The 1512-nt window shown below is 35.5% G+C and carries 2 protein-coding genes and 1 pseudogene; all 3 read right to left on the bottom strand.

Features of this window, described 5'->3' with window-relative positions:
• Positions 1-680: 4Fe-4S binding protein (locus tag ABZA26_RS14860; RefSeq protein ID WP_372715262.1), on the bottom strand; the 680-nt coding region annotated here is incomplete at its 3' end.
• 53 nt (positions 681-733) lie between these two features.
• Positions 734-1402, bottom strand: coding sequence for a TIGR02206 family membrane protein (locus ABZA26_RS14865; protein WP_372715263.1), 669 nt, complete (start codon positions 1400-1402; stop codon positions 734-736).
• A gap of 8 nt (positions 1403-1410) precedes the next feature.
• Positions 1411-1512: pseudogene (locus tag ABZA26_RS14870) on the bottom strand (ribonuclease HI); the annotation flags it as partial.

A 1512-nucleotide genomic window follows, 5' to 3' on the forward strand; every position in this document is an offset into this window, starting at 1 on the left:
ACCACGTCTAAAATCTGAGTTGGAGATTCGATAGCTCCAAAAGGACAAGCTACATGGCAGGCACCACAGGCAACACATTTTTCCATATCGATGTCTGCTGCACCCTTCTCATCTTTTGTTATGGCATCAAGTGTACATGCTCTTTCGCATGGTCTTTCTAATTTTACGATGGCATAGTAGTCGCATGATTTTGCACACAAACCGCATCCGATGCATTTCTCCGGAATTATTTTTGCTCTTCCCTCTTCAAAAACGATAGCATCTCTAGGACAGACATTTGTACAGTTATGGGCAATACAGTTTCTGCAAAGGTCTGTGGCGTAATATTTTCCAGATGGACAGACATCGCACGCTTCTTTTATTACTCTTACATATTTATTTCTTCCCCTCAACTCATCTTTTTTACGAAAAAATTTTGAGTCCAGATGATCCACAAGTTCGAAAAGCTCTAGATCTCTTGTTTTTTCATAATCAAAATCAAGATAAATTTTGATTCTCTGTTTTAAGATCTCCCTTTCTCTGTAGATGTTGTTTCTGTACACAGGGTTGTCTCCAGGGAGAATCTCTCTTACAAGTTTAGGAAACTTTTCTCTAAGAAAATCTTTTTCGTAGAGAGATACAATGGTCTTTAAAGTGTTTCTTCTAAGCTCCATTGCTTTGTTAAATACAAAGTTACGCATGACTAAATCACTCCTTTATGTTAAAAAAATAACTAACGTGGTGTAAAAGAGACCTACCTTTTTTTTGTGTAAAAAGGCAGGTACATAATAAGAAAACAGATAAAAGTTATAATTTCCAGGCATATAATATAATAGGGCCAGGGTCCCATGTAATCTAACGGGCTTCTGAAGGAAGGTTTATAGTTCACAAACATATAATTAGTTCCCAGGGCCAAGTTTATAAAAAAAATTATTATAAAGGCAAAATTTACGTATTTAAAGGCTTTAATAAGATTTTCAAAGTTTGGTTTAAAATTGAAAGCTTTTACGCAATACACAGCAGAAAAAATAAGATAAAAGTGTGTAGAGAAAAAACTAATATTTAAAAGGTGAGGAAAGGTGATCTTTACCTCGGGAGTGAGAAGGGCAAAGATCGTGCCTGCACTCCAAAAATATGTAAGGTTTAAAAAAAGTCTGTTTCCAGAGGTCATTGCAATAACTGCCATTATAAGAGTCAGGTTGCAGAGGTGCAGCGGAAGTAAAAATCTGATGGGTTCATCTAAAACTGTATATCTGTATGCCAACTCAAAGATTTTTAAAATTCCAATAATAGCAGCAGAGTTTCTGGCAAATCTTCTTTTGTCTTCAACGTTCAGAGAAAGAATAATAAAAAAAAGAGTAACAAGAAAGTAAGATGCCAGGTAAAAAAAATGTTCTCTGCTGAAGAGCTCAAACTTGTTCAAAAGACCACCTACCTGTGGAATCCAAGATCGGCGGGATTAATATCCCCGGAAATATATTCTATTTTTCCGCCCAAAGATTCATATTTTTTTCTTAGTTCTATCACAAGATC

Origin of the sequence: Ilyobacter sp. (assembly GCF_041583315.1) — a bacterium.
Lineage (GTDB): Bacteria > Fusobacteriota > Fusobacteriia > Fusobacteriales > Fusobacteriaceae > Ilyobacter.